The following is a 13,510-nucleotide window of genomic DNA, read 5'->3' as shown; positions in this document are numbered from 1 at the left end:
GCTATTTCGTGCCGCCGCATTATGATTCGATGGTGGGCAAGGTGATTTCCTACGGCGCCAGCCGCGAGCAAGCCATCAAGCGGATGCAGATCGCGCTGTCGGAAATGGTGGTCGAGGGCATTCAGACCAACATCCAGCTGCACCGCGAACTGATGATCGATGCCCGCTTTATCGAAGGCGGCACCAACATCCATTATCTGGAACACAAGCTGGCCGAACGGCCGGTGGTCGCCAAGGAAACAGATAAAGCAGTAAAGAAATAAGGATTTTTTACCGCCGCCAATCCGGGCGGTGAAAAATCCATCACACACTGTGTAAGGCATCTGATGAGCTGGACCGAAATTGTTATTGATGTAGCACTGAACGACGCCGAGACCCTGTCCGACGCGTTGATGGAAGCTGGCGCTCTGTCGGTCTCGGTCGAAGATGCCGACCTCGGTACGCCCGACGAGCAACCCTTGTTTGGCGAACCCGGCATGGAACCGAAAGAAGCCGCCTGGCAGCGCAGCCGCGTGGTGGTGCTGGCCGAGGTCGACGCCGACCACGCCGCCATCGTCAGCAACGCTGCCGCGGCCTGCGGCGTGGCAGTGCCGCCCTACTCGCTGCGTCCGGTCGCGGCGCAAGACTGGGTGCGCCTGACGCAATCCCAGTTCGACCCCATCCATATCGGCAAGAACATCTGGGTCGTGCCGAGCTGGCACGATGCGCCGGACGCCAACGGCCTGATCCTGGAACTCGATCCCGGCCTCGCCTTCGGCACCGGCAGCCACCCGACCACCCGTCTGTGCATGGAGTGGCTGGAAGTTAACGTGCCGCTGCAAAAGCCGCAAACCGTGCTGGACTACGGCTGCGGTTCCGGCATCCTGGCGATGGTCGCCAAGAAGCTCGGCGCCGCCACTGTGGTCGGTGTTGACATCGATCCGCATGCGATCGACGCCGCCCGCTACAACAGCGAACGCAATCATTGCGAAGTCGCCTATTATCTGCCGGAAGATTTCGGCAACCAAAGCGGACCACAGGTCTACGACATCGTGGTCGCCAACATCCTCTCCGGCCCGCTCAAGCTGATGGCGCCGATGCTGTGCAGCCGCATCGCGGCCGGCGGCAGCCTGACGCTGTCCGGCGTGCTGGCCGAACAAGCCGGCGACGTCATCGCCGCCTACGCGCAATGGCTGCCGCTGAGCGTGTGGGCCGAGCAAGATGGCTGGGTCGCATTGACCGGCACTCGGAAGTAAGCCGCACGCCATGGCGCTCGCGACGCAATGTCCGCATTGTCAAACCACCTTCCGGGTCGCCAATGACCAGCTGAAGCTGCGCGGCGGCCTGGTCCGCTGCGGCAGCTGCCGTGAAGTATTCAACGGCATCGAACACCTGGTGCGGCCTGAACTGGCGGCACCGGTGGCGACGCCGGCTCCTGCATTGCCGCAGGAAGCAGAAGCGGCCCCAATTGCACCGGCCGCGCTGCCTGCCGCAACCGAGCAGATCGCGCCGCCACAAATCCGGCAAGCCGACAGCGAGACGGCGGCGCCGGTTCACGCCTTCCCTGCCCTCCATGAATCTGAGCCGGAGCAGTCCCAGCAAGCCGGCACGGCAAACGCCGATGCTCACCCGCAGCCAGCTGCGGCTCCCCACGCATCGTCCGCCAGCGCCGATGCCAAAGCCGCAAGCGCCAGCAGCACCCGGGTCGAAGCCGCCATCGACGGCCTCGAAGAAGACCTGCGCATCGCCGAAGAAACCAGCCAGTCCGCCCCGGCCGACGTCCATCACACGCCGTTCGGCCTGATCAAACCCTCGGCCGACGAAGCCGGCGAGGACAACGGCAGCCTGCCGGCGCCGAATGTCTGGCATCGCCATGCCGACGACGAGCCGGAAGAGCAGATGGCGCGCATGACCTTGATGCATGTCGCCGGCCAGGACGACTACACGCTGGCGGCCAAGGGCAAGGATGGCGCCTCAGCCGGCAACCCGGATGACGACGAACTCGACCGCATCATCGACGAGCTGCAGCGCAAGCCATGGCGCGGAGAAAAGAATGCTGCCGCAGCGACATCCGACGCCGCCGAAGGCGCGGAAGGCGGCAAGAAAAAAAGCCGGCAAAAAGCAGTTGAAGCAGAAGAACCCTTGGCCGATGAACCCGACTTCGTGCTCAACGGGCGGCGCCAGCAGCGCATCGGCGCCATCCAGCGCAACGCCATGCTGGGCATCGGCGCCGTGCTGCTGCTCGCCCTGGCCGGCCAGTCGACTTATTTTTTCCGCGACCAGCTGGCTGCCCGCATGCCGCAGCTGAAGCCAGTGCTGACCAGCGCCTGCGCCAAGCTCGGCTGCAGCGTCGGCCTGCCGATGAAGATCGACAGCATTTCGTTTGAAGCCAATGAATTGCAGGCGCTCGATCCGGCGCGCAACCTGTTTTCGCTGAACCTGCTGCTGCGCAACCACAGCGACACCGTGCAAGCCTGGCCCAACATCGAGCTGACCTTGAACGATGCCAACGAGAAGCCCATCGCGCGGCGGGTGTTTGCGCCGCATGACTATCTGAATCCATCGGCCAACCTGGCACAGGGTTTTGCCAGCGACCAGGAACAGCCAGTCAAGGTAACCTTTGAGCTGTTGCAGCTCAAGGCATCGGGCTATCGTGTATACCTGTTTTATCCTTAATCTTTGCGCAGGCTAAAGCGCCAACCAGCAAGCTTTCAACTTATTTGATATGACCTCTCTCATCTGCGGTTCATTGGCTTTCGACGTCATCATGCAATATCCGGGCAAATTCTCGGATGCGCTGCTGGCGGACCAGCTGCACAAGATCAGCGTCTCCTTCCTGGTGCCGACCTTGCGCCGCGACTTCGGCGGCTGCGCCGGCAATATCGCCTACAATCTGAAGCTGCTGGGCGGCGATCCGCAAATCATGGCGACCATCGGCCACGACGGCGGCGACTACCTGGCGCGGCTCGACCGCCAAGGCATTTCGCGCAAAACGGTGCGCACCATCGAGTCGATCTATACCGCGCAATGCTTCGTCACTACCGACGCAGACAATAACCAGATCAACGCCTTCCATCCTGGCGCGATGACCTATTCGCACGAAAACAAGGTTGCCGAAGCGGGCCCGGTCAAGCTGGCGATTGTCGCTCCGGATGGCCGCGACGGCATGCTGCAGCACTCGGAAGACTGCGTGGCGCAAGGCATTCCGCTGATCTTCGATCCGGGCCAAGGCATGCCGATGTTCAATGGCGACGAGTTGAAACATTTTATCGAACTCGCCACTTACATCGCGATGAATGACTACGAAGCCGAAATGCTGGCTTCGCGCACCGGCCTGACGCTGGCGCAAATCGCTGAACGGGTTTCCGCACTGGTGGTCACCCGCGGCGAACTCGGCGCGGAAATTTACACCGGCGGCAACAAGATCGACATCCCTTGCGTCCAGGCGGAACGGGTGCTGGATCCGACCGGCTGCGGCGACGCCTTCCGCGCCGGCATGCTGTACGGCATCAGCAACGGCATGGACTGGGCTACCACCGGCCGCCTGTCGAGCTTGCTGGGCAGCATCAAGATTGCCCACCAAGGGCCGCAAAACCATGCGCCCAGCCGCGCCGAAATCGATGAGCAATTCCATCGGGTATTTGGTTACCGTTTGTAAAAGTAGCACAACATTTTTCATGCCCCGCCGTCATACTAGGCGGGGTATGTGAAAAATCCCTCTCTTTCCGCCCTTGTTTTATCTTTAATTGCCAGATACTCCCACTCTCAGCCATTCCGGCGTGATACATGGCGCACTTCCCTCCCTGAACTTATCTGCTACCCTTAAATCGAACCTGCATTAGTCGCATGGACGGAGGGCATCATGAAAAAATTACTATTAATCAGTGCAGCGCTGGGAGCCAGCCTGCTGCTAGGCGGCTGTGTTGCCGTACCTTATGGCGGCAACGGATACTATGGCGGCGATTATTACGGCGGTGGCTATTACGCACCGGCGCCGGTGTATGTGGCGCCTAGCGTCGACATCGGCTTTGGCTACTATGGCGGCTGGGGCCGTGGCTGGGGTGGTGGTGGCCGTGGCTGGGGTGGCAGAGGCTGGCGCTAACCATGGCAGCAACCTGGAAACGCTATTACTTGTCCGCTATTCCAGGTTGAACATGTAATTGGACAATACTCGCAACTCGCCGCATGATGGTGCTTATCTTTAACCAGGAGTCACCCACCATGAAACGACTGATTGCCACTCTGTTGATCTGTAGTTCTGTTGCAGCACCGGCCTTTGCCGCCCTAAAGGCCGGCGACCAGGCGCCCGCCTTCACCACCCAGGCTTCGCTTGGCGGCAAGGTGTTCAACTATTCCCTGGCTGACGAGCTGAAAAAAGGGCCGGTAGTGCTGTATTTTTATCCGGCAGCCTTCACCAAGGGCTGCACCATCGAGGCCCATCTGTTTGCCGACGCCGTCGACAAATACAAGGCGCTGGGCGCCACCGTGATCGGCGTTTCAGCCGACAACATCGACACCCTCAACAAGTTTTCCGTCAGCGAATGCCGCAGCAAATTCGCGGTGGCGGCGGACACCGATCAAAAAATCATGAAGTCTTATGATTCCGTGCTGCTGTCCAAAACCAGCTATGCCGACCGCGTCTCCTATGTGATTGCGCCGAACGGCAGCATCATCTATGAATACAGCAGCCTGGATCCTGACAAGCACGTCGCCAATACCTTGCAGGCATTGGAACAGTGGACTGCAAAACAGAAAAAATAAAGACGCTATACCTATACCGGCAATAAAAAAGCGCGCTGACAACAGCGCGCTTTTTTTATGGCTTGAGGCGATCCGCGATCAGCCGGCCACCTTGCGCCGGTGTCCCTCAAGATTCGGCAGGAACATCGCCAGCAAGCCGATCAGCGGCAGGAAAGAACACACCTGGTAGACATAGCCGATGCTGGTCATGTCGGCCAGTTTGCCCAGCGCCGCGGCGCCGATGCCGCCCATGCCGAAGGCAAAGCCGAAGAACAGGCCGGATACCGTGCCGACCTTGCCCGGCACCAGTTCCTGGGCGAACACCAGGATCGCCGAGAAGGCCGACGCCAGGATCACGCCGATGACCACGGTCAGGACGCCGGTCCAGAACAGGTTGGCATACGGCAGCATCAGGGTGAACGGCGCCACGCCCAGGATCGAAACCCAGATCACCAGCTTGCGGCCGACCTTGTCGCCGATCGGGCCGCCCAGCACGGTGCCGGCCGCCACGGCAAACAGGAAAACGAACAGATGCAGCTGCGCCGCCTGCACCGACAACTGAAATTTATCGATCAGGTAAAACGTGAAATAGCTGCTGAGGCTGGCCATGTAGAAATACTTCGAGAAGATCAGCATCAGCAGGATGCCGATGGAAAACATGACCTTCTTGCGCGGCAGCGCCACATAGTGATGCTGGGCCTTGGCCGGCTTGCCCTTAGCTTCCTGGCGCTTGCGCTTGTACCAGTTGCCGATCTGCCACAGCACCAGGATCGCCAGCAAGGCCGCGCCGGAAAACCAGGCGATGCTGCTCTGGCCGTGCGGGATCACCACCCAGGCCGCCAGCAGCGGACCCATCGAGCTGCCGGCATTGCCGCCGACCTGGAAGATCGATTGCGCCAGGCCATGCCGACCGCCAGAAGCCATGCGCGCCACGCGCGAGGATTCCGGGTGGAAGATGGAAGAGCCGGTGCCGACCAAGGCCGCTGCCAGCAGCAAAATGCCGTAGTTTGGCGCCACCGACAGCAGCAGCAGCCCGACCAGCGTGAAGCCCATGCCCAGCGCCAGCGAATACGGTTTCGGGTGTTTATCGGTGTACATCCCTACCACCGGCTGCAGGATCGACGCCGTGATCTGGTAAGTCAGGGTAATCAGGCCGATCTGCGCAAAGCTGAGATTGAAATTCCCTTTCAGCAGCGGATAGATGGACAAGATCAGCGACTGGATCATGTCGTTCAGGAAATGGGCGAAACTGATGGCGCCGAGTACGCGAAAGCCGGTTTTTTCGGCATCCGACGACCCTAGCGCAGGGGAAATCTGCTTGGCAGCGGTTGACATGGCGATGTACTGAATAGTTGGAAAAAGGTGCAAAAAAGAAAACAGAATGGCGCCAGCAGCAGCCAAGTTACCGTTTATCATTCGCAAGAATGAAGTGTAAGCAAAAAATGGAAGACTGTTTTAAGATAGGAAGACATAATTTATCGCATTTCTGCCATTCTTCCATCTATCCCTATGCCAGCGCACATTCTGACCCATACCACCATAGGCCTGCTCGACGTGGTGCCCGACGCGCGCCATCCGGTGCGCCTGCGCGCCCGTGACCTGGGCGCCGCCAAGCTGCTGCCTTCGCACTCCCATCCCTGGGGCCAGGTCACCTATGCGCCGGAGGGCGTGCTGCGCGTCACCGTCGGCAACAGCACCTGGATCGTACCGCCGCTGCGGGCGATCTGGATTCCGCCGCTGCTGAAACATGAAATCGCCACCATAGAAAAATCGCAACTGCGCGCCTTGTATATCCATGCCGACGCCAACCCGTTCTCCGGCCAGGAATGCATCGTGCTGGAAGTCTCGAGCCTGTTGCGCGAACTGATCGCCGCCCTCACCGAAGCCGAGGTCGACAGCGTGCGCGAGTCGCTGCTGACGCGATTGATCCTGGACGAACTGGTAGCGGCCAAGACGCCCGGCATACGGGTCGCCCTGCCCACTGAGAAACGCTTGCATGCCATCTGCCAGGCCTTGATCGAAGCGCCCGACTCCGGCATGACGCTGGCCGCCTGGGCGGACCGGGCTGGCGCGTCGGAAAGAACGCTGGCGCGCTTGTTCGAAAAGGATCTCGGCATGACCTTCGGCCAGTGGCGGCAGCAGGTGCGGCTGGCGCATGCCGCGCCGATGATTGCGCGCGGCATGCCGCTATCGCTGGTCGCGGCCGAACTCGGCTACGCCAGCCAGTCGGCATTTTCCGCCATGTTCAAGAAAACCTTCGGGCAGTCGCCGTCGACTTTCTTTGCCCCTAAGAAAACCGGTCCGGCGATTTAATCAGGATTGCGACAGTTGCTGCAGCTGCGCGCGCAAGGCTGGACTGGCCCGCGTCATCGGCGTCCGCAGCTCGTCGCTGATCCAGCCCTGCTGCGCCAGCATTGCCTTGACCGGCCCCGGGCTGGCTTCGGCAAACATCAGGCGGATCAAGGGCGCCAGCTCATGAAAGATAGTGCGCGCATCGTGCAGGCGCTGTTCGCTGACAGCGCGATAGAGGGCAACGAAACGCTGCGGTTGCACATGCGCCGAGGCCGCGATTGCACCGCTGCCGCCCATGCACAAGGTAGTAAAAATATTGCCATCCTCTCCTGCCAGCACTTGCAGGCGGCCGTCGGCAATCAGAGCCTGGGTGGTTGCCGGCGAACCGGCGCAGTCTTTCACCGCCTGGATTTGCGGGTGCGCCGCCAGCGTCAGCAAGGTCTGGAGCTCGATCTGCACGCCGGTGCGATAAGGGATGTCGTACAGCACCAGCGGCAAGGGACTGGCGTCGGCCAGGCTGCTGAAGTGCTCGAGCAGGCCTTGCTGCGAGGGCCGCACATAGTAAGGCGCCGGGATCAGGAAACCGGCGATGGCGGCGCTGCTGAAATGCAGCAGGTTTTCACGCAATTGGCCGCTGTGGTTGCCAGCCAAACCCACAACCACCGGCAAGCCGGCGGCGGTCTCAACCACAGTGGCCACCACCGCACGCTGCTCCAGCTGGTCCAGCGCCGCGGCTTCACCTGTGGTGCCGAGCGTCACCAGGCCGCTCACGCCAGCTTCGGCGTAATGGCGCACCAGCTTGCGCAAGGCTGCATGATCCACCTGCCCATGGGTAAACGGCGTGATCAGCGGCACCCAGATACCAGTAAAAATCGACATGACAAAACTCCTAGATGAATTGACCGTTTCGGGTCCGTTCAGAGGTGCGAGGGAATTTGCCTGCGGGAGAAATTACCGAGAGCCTGCCGTTCCGTCGCCCATCTGACGGAACAGCTGGCTCCGGTCAGATGAGCTGCTGTTTTTTTGCTTTGACAACGCGGCACAGTGCCGCTGCGCTGGTAGCGGCAGCTTGGCAGGTGTGGTGGAAATTCGGCGTTGTCATGGTTAAGTATTGTAAATTGAAACCGGCCCTGCGGCGCAAAGCTTATTGTGGAACGGTATCCTTGAACGACGGCCGCTCGGACAATTTCTCGAACAGTTTGGCCAGCGTCGGATAGTCTTCGCGCCAGGTGATTTCCGGAAAACGGAAACTGAGCCAGCCCAGCGCACAGCCGACCGCAACATCCGCCAGAGAATAATGCGTGCCCGAACAAAACGGCTTTTCCGCCAGACCGGCAGACATCGCTTTGAGGCCAGCGTCGATCTTGCGCTGCTGGCGGTCGATCCAGGCTTGGCTGCGTATTTCCTCAGGCCGTTGCAGGCGTTCCAGGCGGATCAGCACGCCGGCTTCCAGCACGCCGTCAGCCAGCGCTTCCCAGCATTTCACTTCGGAGCGCTCGCGGCTGTTGATCGGAATCAGCTTGCCGACCGGCGTCAGGGTATCGAGATATTCGACGATCACGTGCGAATCGAACATCGCCCCGCCGTCTTCCATCACCAGGCAAGGTACCTTGCCGAGCGGGTTGGAAGTCTGGATCTTGGTGTCAGGCGCCCACACATCCTCCAGCACAAAGTCGTAATCAAGCTTCTTCTCCGCCATCACGACGCGGACTTTGCGAACAAAAGGACTACCCAGGGAACCGATCAGCTTCATATGTCACTTATGGTAAAAAATGTTGGCTGATTATAGCATTCGACCTTGGCCACTTTGTCCGTTGCCAACCCGCCTCACACGCAAAGCGGCATATTTACCACGGTGTAAATGGTAAAATTCGGTTTCGCTTGTGATTGTCCGGCGTATTTTGCATTATGGAAACTATCGCCGCGCCAGCCTTATCATGATCCACCCGTCATCCACCTCTATAGCCGTCACTATCATGTCTCTTACCACGCTTTCCGCCCTGTCCCCGCTGGATGGCCGCTACGCCGCCAAAACCGACAAGCTGCGCCCGATCCTGTCCGAGGCCGGCTTCATGCACCACCGGGTCAAGGTTGAAATTGCTTGGCTACAAGCCTTGTCCAATGCCGGCTTTGCTGAAATCAAGCCTTTCTCGGCCAGCGCCAGCGCCCTGCTCGACAAGCTGGCCAGCGACTTCAGCGAAGCCGATGCAGAACGCATCAAGGCGATCGAAGCGGTCACCAACCATGACGTCAAGGCGGTCGAGTACTGGCTCAAGGAACAGGTCAAGGATGTGCCGGAACTGGTGGCGGCGTCGGAATTCATCCATTTCGCCTGCACCTCGGAAGACATCAACAACACCTCGCACGGCATGATGCTGAAAGCGGCGCGCGACACGGTATTGCTGCCAGCCTTGCAGCAGCTGATCGCCAAGCTGACCGAACTGGCGCATGCCAATGCCGAATTGCCGATGATGTCGCGCACCCACGGCCAGCCGGCCAGCCCGACCACGCTCGGCAAGGAGATCGCCAATGTCGTGGCGCGCCTGCAACGCGCGGTCAAGCGCATCGCCGGGGTGGAAATCCTGGGCAAGATGAATGGCGCGGTCGGCAACTACAATGCCCACCTGTCCGCCTATCCCGACTTTGACTGGGAGAATTTCTCCAAGGACGTGATCGAGCAGCGCCTGGGCCTGACCTTCAATCCCTACACCATCCAGATCGAACCGCACGACTACATGGCCGAACTGTTCGACGCCATCAGCCGCAGCAACACCATACTGCTCGACTTGAACCGCGATATCTGGGGCTACATTTCGCTGGGTTACTTCAAGCAGCGCACCAAGGCTGGCGAAATAGGTTCTTCGACCATGCCGCACAAGGTCAACCCAATCGACTTTGAAAATTCCGAAGGCAACCTGGGCATGGCCAACGCCGTGCTCAAGCACATGTCGGAAAAGCTGCCGCTGTCACGCTGGCAGCGCGACCTGACCGATTCCACCGTGCTGCGCAATATCGGCGTCGGCCTCGGCTACGCCATCCTGGCCTATGACAGCTGCCTGCGCGGCCTCAACAAGCTGGAAGTGAATCCGGCGCGCCTGGGCGAAGACCTGGACGCCACCTGGGAAGTGCTGGCCGAGCCGGTGCAGACCGTGATGCGCCGCTACGGCATCGAAAATCCCTACGAGCAGCTGAAAGAGCTGACGCGCGGCAAGGGCATCTCCAAGGATGCGCTGCGCGAGTTCATCCTCAAGCTGGAAATCCCGCAGGAAGCCAAGGATCACTTGCTGGCGATGACGCCGTCCAACTATATCGGACATGCGGCGCTGCTGGCGAAGAAGATCTAAGCAATATTGTCAGCGTAGGATGGGCAGCTGTACCCACGCGGAAGGTCGATCATTCAAGAAACAAATTCAGCGTGGGCAGAAAATCTGCCCACCCTACGGTTACCTGAAGCTCCGTAAATAAAAATGGCTGCCAGTCCGGCAGCCATTTTTTTATCCGTAAAAAAACCAGCCCGCAGGCTGGTTTTCTGGTTGCTGCTGACGCTTAGACCACTGCGCCGTCAGTCTCGTCCTTTTCCTTGATCGGCTTGATCATGTCTTCACGCTTGACGCCCAGCCACATGGCTACCGCAGCCGCCACGAACACCGAAGAGTAGATACCGAACAGAATACCGATGGTCAGCGCCAGTGCAAAATAGTGCAGCGCCGGGCCGCCGAACACGAACATCGACAGCACCATGATTTCCGTGCTGCCGTGGGTGATGATGGTACGTGAAATAGTGCTGGTGATCGCATGGTTCATGACATCGGAGACTGCCAGCTTGCCGAAGCGGCGATCGCGGAAGGTTTCACGCACGCGGTCGAACACCACCACCGATTCATTCACCGAGTAGCCCAGCACCGCCAGGATCGCCGCCAGCACCGTCAGCGAGAATTCCCATTGGAAGAAGGCGAAGAAGCCGAGAATGATCACCACGTCATGCAAGTTGGCGATAATCGCCGCCACCGCGTATTTCCATTCGAAACGGATCGCCAGGTAGATCATGATGCCGATCACCACGAACAGCAGCGCCATCAAGCCGTCATGCGCCAGCTCGTCGCCCACCTGCGGACCGACGAATTCGGTACGCTTCAGGGTGACGTCGGCGTCCTGCTTTTGCAAGGCTGTCAGCACGGTGGCGCTTTGTGCAGCCGAGTCTTCACCCTTCTTCGCCGGCAAGCGGATCATGACGTCTTGCGCTGTGCCGAAGTTGGTCACCTGATTATCGGTATAGCCGAGACCTTCGACCGTCTTGCGAATGCTCTCGATATTGGCCGGCTTGGAATAGGCGACCTCGATCACCGTACCGCCGGTAAACTCGATCGACAGATGCAAGCCTTTCGAGAACAGGAAAAATACGGCCAATACAAACGTCAGCGCCGAAATTGCATTGAATATCAATGCATGGCGCATGAACGGAATATCTTTTTTGATACGGAAAAGTTCCATCACATTCCTTTTGGTTCACACCACTGGTTCTTGCCTGTGCCGCCGCGCTGATGAAGCGCGCCGGCAACGTTATTGAATATCTATCGCGATCCTGGTTTGTGCCGCAGCTCAGGCTGTCGGCTTCCAGATCTGGCCGATCGACAAGCTGGTCAGTTTCTTCTTGCGGCCGTACCACAGGTTGGCGAAACCGCGCGAAACGAACACTGCCGAGAAAATCGAGGTCAGGATACCCAGGCAATGCACGACAGCAAAGCCGCGGATCGCGCCGGAACCGAAAATCAGCAGCGCCAGGCCAGCGATCAGGGTGGTGACGTTGGAGTCCAGGATGGTGGCCCAGGCGCGGTCGAAACCGATAGAGATCGCAGCCTGCGGCGAATTGCCGTTACGCAGTTCTTCGCGGATACGTTCGTTCACCAGCACGTTGGCGTCAATCGCAATACCCAGGGTCAGCGCAATCGCGGCGATACCCGGCAAGGTCAGGGTGGCCTGCAGCGTCGACAGCACAGCGATCAGCAGCAGCAGGTTGACCGACAGCGCCAGCACGCTGAAGAAACCGAACAGCATGTAGTAGATGATCATGAACACGGCGATCACGGCAAAACCGTACATGGTCGAGTCAAAACCCTTCTTGATATTCTCGGCGCCGAGTTGCGGGCCGATGGTGCGTTCTTCGATGATGGTCATCGGCGCCGCCAGTGAACCGGCGCGCAGCAGCAGCGCCAGGTCGGCAGCCGCTTCCGGCGAACCCATGCCGGTGATCTGGAAGCGCGAACCGAGTTCGCTCTGGATCGTCGCCACGGTCAGGACTTCGCCCTTGCCTTTTTCAAACAGCACGATCGCCATCGACTTGCCGACCTTGCCGCGGGTAGCATCGCGCATCTTGCGGCCGCCGTCGCCGTTGAGGTCGATGCTGACCGCAGGCTGCTGGTTCTGGTCAAAGCTGACAGCCGCGCTGGAAATATAATCGCCGGTCAGGACCGGATCCTTATACAGCACGACCGGCGCATTCTTGCCGACCTTGAACAGTTCCGAGCCGAACGGGATGGCTGCAGTCGCTTCCGTGCCGCGGGTGACCGACTCGTCCACCATGCGCACTTCCAGCGTTGCGGTGCGGCCGATGATGTCCTTGGCGCGCGAAACGTCTTGCACGCCCGGCATCTGCACCACGATACGGTCCGCGCCCTGGCGCTGGATGATCGGTTCGCTCACGCCCAGCTCATTGACCCGCTTCGACAGGGTGGTGATATTCTGGGTAACGCCGTTGTCGACGATCTGCTTGATGGCTTCCGGCTTGAGCGAAGCGGTCAGCATCGGATCGCTGCCGGCAACCGGCGGCGCTACCTGGATCGTCATTTCCGTCAGCTGCGGCGCCAGGATACTGCGCGCCTTGTCGAGCGTATCCTGGTCGCGGAAACTGATTTCGATGGCGTCGCCGTTGCGGTTGATGCCGCTGTAGCGGATATCCTTGTCGCGCAGTTCGCTGCGGGCGCTGGCTTGCAGGCCCTGCAGGCGCTTGTTGACGACCGCCTTGGTGTCGACCTGCATCAGGAAGTGCACGCCGCCGCGCAAATCCAGGCCCAGGTACATCGGGAAGGCATGGATGGCTTGCAGCCAGTGCGGAGTGTTCGGCACCAGGTTGAAGGCGACCACGTAGACCGGATCGGTCGGGTCGGTATTCAGGTTCTGCTCCAGCAAGGCCTTGGCCTTGAACTGGGTGTCGGTGTCATGGAAACGGGCGCGCACCGTGCCTTGGGCGCCGGCGTTCTCAAACGTGACGCTGTCCGTCGGCAGATTGCCTTGCTGCAGCACCTGCGACACCCGGCCCGCCAGCGAACTGTCGATCTTCAGGGTCGATTTGCCGCTGCTTACCTGCACCGCCGGCGATTCGCCAAAAAAATTCGGTACGGTGTACAGCACGCCAAACAGCAGCGCGATGACGATCAGAATATATTTCCAGAGAGGATAGCGATTCATATTGATTCAGCGTTCTGTGTGAGTCTCAGAGGGA

At 59.9% G+C, this 13,510-nt stretch carries 12 protein-coding genes and 1 pseudogene; 8 read left to right on the top strand and 5 right to left on the bottom strand.

Annotated features, from left to right (window positions below; genetic code table 11):
- The 6 genes and pseudogenes from VNZ65_RS17390 to VNZ65_RS17365 all read left to right on the top strand — a co-directional run.
- A pseudogene (locus VNZ65_RS17390) lies at positions 1–263 on the top strand (acetyl-CoA carboxylase biotin carboxylase subunit); the annotation flags it as partial.
- Positions 264–326: 63 nt separating this feature from the next.
- A complete protein-coding gene (gene prmA / locus VNZ65_RS17385) occupies positions 327–1,235 on the top strand; it encodes a 50S ribosomal protein L11 methyltransferase (RefSeq protein ID WP_325671197.1) in 909 nt (302 codons plus the stop codon).
- A 10-nt stretch (positions 1,236–1,245) separates the two neighbouring features.
- Complete coding sequence (locus VNZ65_RS17380) at positions 1,246–2,655, top strand: DUF3426 domain-containing protein (RefSeq protein WP_325671195.1); 1,410 nt, start codon at positions 1,246–1,248, stop codon at positions 2,653–2,655.
- 49 nt (positions 2,656–2,704) lie between these two features.
- Positions 2,705–3,637, top strand: a complete 933-nt coding sequence (locus VNZ65_RS17375; protein ID WP_325671193.1) for a carbohydrate kinase family protein — start codon at positions 2,705–2,707, stop codon at positions 3,635–3,637.
- A gap of 204 nt (positions 3,638–3,841) precedes the next feature.
- On the top strand, positions 3,842–4,081 hold the full coding sequence (locus VNZ65_RS17370) for a hypothetical protein (protein ID WP_325671191.1): 240 nt from the start codon (positions 3,842–3,844) through the stop codon (positions 4,079–4,081).
- A gap of 119 nt (positions 4,082–4,200) precedes the next feature.
- Complete coding sequence (locus tag VNZ65_RS17365; RefSeq protein ID WP_325671189.1) at positions 4,201–4,740, top strand: peroxiredoxin; 540 nt, start codon at positions 4,201–4,203, stop codon at positions 4,738–4,740.
- A gap of 78 nt (positions 4,741–4,818) precedes the next feature.
- Here VNZ65_RS17365 and VNZ65_RS17360 read toward each other — a convergent pair whose 3' ends face one another.
- Complete coding sequence (locus VNZ65_RS17360; RefSeq protein WP_325671187.1) at positions 4,819–6,054, bottom strand: MFS transporter; 1,236 nt, start codon at positions 6,052–6,054, stop codon at positions 4,819–4,821.
- 174 nt (positions 6,055–6,228) lie between these two features.
- On the opposite strand from VNZ65_RS17360, the gene VNZ65_RS17355 reads away from it, so the two are divergent.
- Positions 6,229–7,032 carry a helix-turn-helix transcriptional regulator gene (locus VNZ65_RS17355; RefSeq protein ID WP_325671185.1) on the top strand — a complete coding sequence of 268 codons (804 nt, stop codon included), beginning with the start codon at positions 6,229–6,231 and terminating at the stop codon, positions 7,030–7,032.
- Here VNZ65_RS17355 and dapA read toward each other — a convergent pair whose 3' ends face one another.
- Together dapA and VNZ65_RS17345 are read right to left on the bottom strand one after the other, a co-directional pair.
- Positions 7,033–7,890, bottom strand: a complete 858-nt coding sequence (dapA, locus tag VNZ65_RS17350) for a 4-hydroxy-tetrahydrodipicolinate synthase (protein WP_325671183.1) — start codon at positions 7,888–7,890, stop codon at positions 7,033–7,035.
- A gap of 265 nt (positions 7,891–8,155) precedes the next feature.
- Positions 8,156–8,764: a glutathione S-transferase family protein gene (locus tag VNZ65_RS17345; RefSeq protein ID WP_325671181.1), complete on the bottom strand. Its 609-nt coding sequence runs from the start codon at positions 8,762–8,764 to the stop codon at positions 8,156–8,158.
- A gap of 223 nt (positions 8,765–8,987) precedes the next feature.
- Here VNZ65_RS17345 and purB point away from each other — a divergent pair, with 223 nt between their 5' ends.
- Positions 8,988–10,355: an adenylosuccinate lyase gene (gene purB / locus VNZ65_RS17340; protein ID WP_325671179.1), complete on the top strand. Its 1,368-nt coding sequence runs from the start codon at positions 8,988–8,990 to the stop codon at positions 10,353–10,355.
- Positions 10,356–10,557: 202 nt separating this feature from the next.
- Here the strand turns inward: purB and secF are convergent, their stop codons facing one another.
- Positions 10,558–11,502 carry a protein translocase subunit SecF gene (gene secF / locus VNZ65_RS17335; RefSeq protein WP_325671177.1) on the bottom strand — a complete coding sequence of 315 codons (945 nt, stop codon included), beginning with the start codon at positions 11,500–11,502 and terminating at the stop codon, positions 10,558–10,560.
- A gap of 108 nt (positions 11,503–11,610) precedes the next feature.
- A complete protein-coding gene (gene secD, locus VNZ65_RS17330) occupies positions 11,611–13,476 on the bottom strand; it encodes a protein translocase subunit SecD (protein WP_325671175.1) in 1,866 nt (621 codons plus the stop codon).
- Positions 13,477–13,510 lie beyond the last annotated feature (34 nt).

Origin of the sequence: Collimonas sp. (assembly GCF_035566555.1) — a bacterium.
In the GTDB taxonomy this organism is placed as follows: Bacteria; Pseudomonadota; Gammaproteobacteria; order Burkholderiales; family Burkholderiaceae_D; genus Collimonas.
This window is presented reverse-complemented; position numbering and strand designations above follow the sequence as displayed.

Bases quoted from the DNA above. Each gene is read 5' to 3' on its own strand.
- prmA (WP_325671197.1), top strand. From the start codon at position 327: ATGAGCTGGACCGAAATTGTTATTGATGTAGCACTGAACGACGCCGAG.
- VNZ65_RS17380 (WP_325671195.1), top strand. From the start codon at position 1,246: ATGGCGCTCGCGACGCAATGTCCGCATTGTCAAACCACCTTCCGGGTC.
- VNZ65_RS17375 (WP_325671193.1), top strand. From the start codon at position 2,705: ATGACCTCTCTCATCTGCGGTTCATTGGCTTTCGACGTCATCATGCAA.
- VNZ65_RS17370 (WP_325671191.1), top strand. From the start codon at position 3,842: ATGAAAAAATTACTATTAATCAGTGCAGCGCTGGGAGCCAGCCTGCTG.
- VNZ65_RS17365 (WP_325671189.1), top strand. From the start codon at position 4,201: ATGAAACGACTGATTGCCACTCTGTTGATCTGTAGTTCTGTTGCAGCA.
- VNZ65_RS17360 (WP_325671187.1), bottom strand. From the start codon at position 6,054: ATGTCAACCGCTGCCAAGCAGATTTCCCCTGCGCTAGGGTCGTCGGAT.
- VNZ65_RS17355 (WP_325671185.1), top strand. From the start codon at position 6,229: ATGCCAGCGCACATTCTGACCCATACCACCATAGGCCTGCTCGACGTG.
- dapA (WP_325671183.1), bottom strand. From the start codon at position 7,890: ATGTCGATTTTTACTGGTATCTGGGTGCCGCTGATCACGCCGTTTACC.
- VNZ65_RS17345 (WP_325671181.1), bottom strand. From the start codon at position 8,764: ATGAAGCTGATCGGTTCCCTGGGTAGTCCTTTTGTTCGCAAAGTCCGC.
- purB (WP_325671179.1), top strand. From the start codon at position 8,988: ATGTCTCTTACCACGCTTTCCGCCCTGTCCCCGCTGGATGGCCGCTAC.
- secF (WP_325671177.1), bottom strand. From the start codon at position 11,502: ATGGAACTTTTCCGTATCAAAAAAGATATTCCGTTCATGCGCCATGCA.
- secD (WP_325671175.1), bottom strand. From the start codon at position 13,476: ATGAATCGCTATCCTCTCTGGAAATATATTCTGATCGTCATCGCGCTG.